We start from the raw sequence: 4,921 nt of genomic DNA on the forward strand, positions 1-4,921 counted from the left end.
TTAGGTATTGAATTCCAAAAAGTAATTTCTTCTTGTTCCGCTAATTTCATGATGAATAAAAAACTTTTTAAATTCTCCGCCTGGCGCAAGCGTCCGCTTGTGCCTTATATAGCTCATAGCACTTGTATCGTCCTAAAAAAGTTTACAGTTTTTAAATAATCCTGTGATACGTTTACAGTTTTTGTATAGCACAAGCGGACGCTTGCGCTAACTTCATGATGGATAAAAAACTTTTTAAATTCTCTTTACTGAATCTCTAAAAGCAAACCTTCCGTTACAATAATTTTGCTAAAGTCGGTTTTTACAGCATTGGTGTCTAAACCTGTGAAACTGCTAAAAGCTGGGAGTATTAATTGGTGATCGTTAAAAGCCCAGCAAGGCAGTCTGATAATCCTGTTTTTTTGAAGCCTTAAGCTTACACCCGGGTGTATATGTCCGGAAATAGTAAACTGATTTTCTGCTTTTGCCGGTTCGTGTACAAAAAGTATATCCCGTATCATTAAAGATTGATGATGCAGATGAACCATCCATTTATCAAGATATTCTTTTTTGAATCTGTCATGATTGCCTTTTACCAGATCAATTGCTATTTGCGGGTGTTTCTCGCGCCATGTATTAAATAATGCGGTGTCGCTGTTATCGCCGGCGTGAATAAAATCTCCTACAATGACCATTCTGTCTGGCTGGAAATAGTCCAGTGCTTTGCTTAATCTTTCCAGGTCGTTCAGCATAATTTCAGAAGGTATAGCGATACCGTGTTTTCGGAAGTGTGCCGCTTTTCCTAAATGCATATCGCTTAAAATAAGCGTTTTCTCTTCTTCCCAAAGCAGCGTCTTAGATTCAGAAAATACAAAAGTTTGATTGTTTATTTGTTTTGTCAGTGTCTTCATCACTTTCTTTTCTCCGCTTTAAGTGCCTCTTCCTGTAATTGTTTTACTCTTGTTTCCAGATCTTCGCTGCTCAGGCTTTGTCTCAGGCTATCTACTTTTATGGGGAAACTCAAGGGTGTAAAGCTTTTGGTATGCTTAAGTATAATTTTAGAATTAGAAATACGGTTAAATGCTGCCCGTAAACGCGCTTCCTGTAGCTGCTGGTTAAATACCTCGGTATAAGCCTGTTTAAGCAGCAGATTGTTTTTGTCGTAATCTTCCAATACTTGAAAAATGAGTCCCGAGCTGGACTGGAGACTTTTAAATGTTTTCCGCTGTCCGGGATAAGTCTGTATCACCATTCCCGAAATTACGGCAATATCGCGAAACTTTCTCTTCGCCATTTCGGTAGCATTAATGCTGTGCAAAATGTCATTAATCAAATTTTCTTTGCTTAAGATTTGATGGATGTTATCGTCATTTACCGGAATAGGCTGGTTGCTTAACAGCTCAAAGCCGTAATCATTCATCGCCATGGTAAAGGTGATAGAGGTGATTTTTGATATCCGGTAAGCAATCAGAGCCGACATTACCTCGTGCAACAGCCTGCCTTCGAAAGGATACATAAATAAATGGTAACCCTCTCTGGTACTGATTAATTCGACCAGAAACTCATCTGCCTGCGGAATGTAAGAATGCTCAGATTGCCTTTGCAGCAGGGGGTGCAGAAATACCAGTTCTTTTTCTCCCGATCTGGCGTTTAGACTGTCCGCCAGTTTCTGTCGCAGGTAATGTGATAGACTGGAAGTTAAGGGCAATCTCCCTCCCAAGTAGGCGGCAACAAGCCCTTTGCCTTTAGATAGTTTTACAAATGCAGTTAAATCTTTCACCATGATCAGTTCCAGAACACGTCCGGCTAAAACAAATCGATCTCCGGGGTTTAATTTGGCTATAAAATATTCTTCAATCATCCCGATATAACCACCACCCATAAATTTTACCTTCATCATGACATCGCTTACAATGACTCCCACATTTAAACGATGCAGCATTCCAATTCTCCGGTTGGTTACCTTATACAATCCATTCTCAACAATAACTTTATGAAATTCTTTATAGTTGTGCAAGTTTCCGCCATTTGTAATAAAATTAAGAATCCAGGCCCAGTCTTCTTCCAGCAGTTCCCTAAAAGTATAGGTAGCTTTTACTTGTTTATACGTTGCGTCGGCTTCGAAACCTTCGCCTAAAGCAAGACTTACCAAATATTGCACTAAAACGTCGTAGGTTAGAAATAGCGGTTCACGTGGTTCTATAGCATTTTCTTTTAATGCAGATTTTAATGCAGATACTTCTATCAGCTCCAGCGAATGTGTGGGAACAAAATAGATTTTAGAAGTCTCAAAAGGCGAGTGGCCGCTTCTTCCGGCTCTTTGCAGGAACCTTGATACACCTTTGCTTGACCCAATTTGTATAACGGTATCAACCGGTTTAAAATCGACCCCTAAATCCAGAGAGGAAGTACACACAACAGCTTTCAGGTAGCCTGAATTCAGATTGTCTTCTATCCAGATGCGCAGTGCTTTGTCTATAGAACTGTGGTGAATAGCAATTTGCCCCGCAAAATCAGGATAATGGTTTAGCAGCAGCTGATACCATATTTCAGACTGGCTGCGGGTATTGGTAAATACCAGCGTAGTATTGCTCTGCAGAATAATTTCGGTAACCTTGTCTACTAACTTTCCACCTAAATGTCCTGCCCAGGGAAGAATTTCAACCTCCTCTGGCAAAACGGAAAGAATGTCGATCTTCTTTTTCTCCTTTGCTATGATTTTAGTTTTTTTAACAGGGTAGGGAATCAGAACTTCCAAAGCTTCGTCTAAATTGCCTATGGTAGCTGTAATTCCCCATATTTTTATGTCCTGGCGATAACTTAGTAAACGTGAAATAGCCAGTTCTGTCATTACGCCCCGTTTAGAATCCAGCAATTCATGCCATTCATCTACCGCAATGCATTGCAGATTTTTAAACAGGTCTTTATGCTTTTTTTGCGCTAAGAGCAAATGCAGACTTTCCGGAGTAATAAGCAGCACTTCGGGCATACTTTTCTTTTGTCTGGCTCTTATTTCTATAGGCGTATCTCCGCTTCGTACTTCAACAACCCAGTCCAAACCTATTTCATTAATTGCTTCATTCATTGCCCTTCCCAAATCTTTGGCTAAAGCTCTTAGTGGAGTAATCCATAGTAATTTTAATCCGCTTCCATATTTTTCAGGCTGATTTAAATAATCTATAATTACCGCTATGAAAACAGAAAATGTCTTTCCGAAACCGGTTGGAGCTACAACCATTCCGCTATAACTATCGGCATATTTTTTCCATGTATTTAATTGGAAACCGAAAGGGGTACGATTGTTTTTCGAGAGCCAATCGCTAATGATTTTATATCCGGTACTTTCGTAAAATTTCGACATCTTTCATGTTTAACTTTCTGCTTGGTAAATCTCAGCTATCGAATCAGCTTTTTTATGTCTTCAATCGTATCAATCTCATTAACCGTTTTGTCTTTGCGCCAACGTAAAATTCTGGGGAAACGAACGGCAACCCCGCTTTTGTGTCGACTGCTGTAGCCAATGCCTTCGAAAGCAATTTCAAAGACAAGCTCTGGTTTTACAGTTCTAACGGGGCCAAATTTTTCTATGGCATTTTTATTCACAAATTTACTTACCTCGGTAATTTCCTTATCTGTTAATCCCGAATAAGCCTTGGCAATGGTTACTAGATTTTCTCCGTCTCTTACTGCAAATGTATAGTCTGTATAATGCCCGCTTCTTCGGCCAGATCCTCTTTGCGCATAAATTAAGACCGCATCTATAGTTAAGGGATCAATTTTCCATTTCCACCAATCGCCTTTTTTTCTTCCCGAATGATAAAGTGAATCTTTATGTTTCAGCATCAACCCCTCTGAATTAATTTCCCTTGCTTTAGCTCTTATCTCATACAAACTTAACCAGTCTTCTGTTTCTATAATTTTTGATAGAGAAAAAACCGGATTCTGATTTTTATTAATAATATCTTCCAGGATTTTCCTTCGCTCCCTCAAGGGCATATTCCTTAGGTCTTGCCCCTCATTCTCAAAAATATCATATACAAACACCTGAATAGGAATTTCTTCCAGAAATTTCTTGCTGATATTTTTACGGTTTAAACGCTTTTGCAGTTCATTGAAATTTAAAACGGCACCATTTTTTACAGGTAAGACTTCGCCATCAAGTACAAAATTGCCCTGCATTTCTTTTAAAGCATCAATAACCTCGGGAAACTGATCGGATACCAGTTCTTCGCCTCTCGACCATATAAAAACCTCATTGTTTCTTCTAATGAATTGCCCTCTTATTCCATCCCATTTATATTCTGCCTGCCAGTCTTTCCTTTCCTGCAAATGTTCAACCTCTTTCTCTATAGGATACGCCAGACAGAACGGATAGGGTTTGGAAGTATCAGGATTGCTGCCTTCGCCCCGAATTAATTCTTCAAAATTGGCGTCTTCAACTGTCCAGCTCCCCATAATAGCGTGGGTAATGGTGCTTGGTTCTATGCCGGAATATCTGGCTAACGCGTTAACAAGCATTTTTTGAGAAACACCCAGACGAAAGCTCCCGCCAATCAGCTTATTAAAAATGAAACGTTCTGTATAATCCAGGCCATCCCATGCGGTAAGTATAAAAGTCTTTTTTGTCGCATCATCTGCGTTTTTTAAAGCATTAATCTGCTGCATCCATTCATTTAAAGAAAAATCCAGCTTTTGCAAGTGCGGAGGCAATACCAGTGCAATGGTTTCACCTAAATCGCCTACGGCACTGTAGCTTTCGGTAAAGAGCCATTCCGGCAGTTGGGTAACTTCCAGAGTCCATTCGCGCATTAACTTTGTAGAAACCAAACGTCTGCCTCTTTTGCCGGAAAACAGCGCTAAAAACCACAATTTATCGGCATCACCCGCCGTACGGAAAAACTGGACCATTGCATCTATTTTAGCATTGGTTTTATTGGTGTTT

The 4,921-nt window shown here is 39.8% G+C and carries 3 protein-coding genes; all 3 read right to left on the reverse strand.

The genetic code is table 11. The annotated features are described in order from the left end of the window. Positions 1 to 245: 245 nt before the first annotated feature. Positions 246 to 890 (reverse strand): ligase-associated DNA damage response endonuclease PdeM, encoded by a 645-nt coding sequence (pdeM, locus tag ABWO41_RS15290; RefSeq protein WP_353139921.1) that lies wholly within the window; start codon positions 888 to 890, stop codon positions 246 to 248. Continuing rightward, a complete protein-coding gene (locus ABWO41_RS15295; protein WP_353139923.1) occupies positions 890 to 3,340 on the reverse strand; it encodes a ligase-associated DNA damage response DEXH box helicase in 2,451 nt (816 codons plus the stop codon). Before ABWO41_RS15295 ends, pdeM begins: the two co-directional genes overlap by 1 nt. A 35-nt stretch (positions 3,341 to 3,375) precedes the next feature. Further along, positions 3,376 to 4,921, reverse strand: a 1,546-nt coding sequence (locus ABWO41_RS15300) for an ATP-dependent DNA ligase (protein WP_353139925.1), incomplete at its 5' end; no start/stop codon positions are given.

The organism is Pseudopedobacter sp., assembly GCF_040392825.1.
Taxonomy (GTDB): Bacteria; Bacteroidota; Bacteroidia; order Sphingobacteriales; family Sphingobacteriaceae; genus Pseudopedobacter.

Bases quoted from the DNA above. Each gene is read 5' to 3' on its own strand.
- pdeM (WP_353139921.1), bottom strand. From the start codon at position 890: ATGAAGACACTGACAAAACAAATAAACAATCAAACTTTTGTATTTTCT.
- ABWO41_RS15295 (WP_353139923.1), bottom strand. From the start codon at position 3,340: ATGTCGAAATTTTACGAAAGTACCGGATATAAAATCATTAGCGATTGG.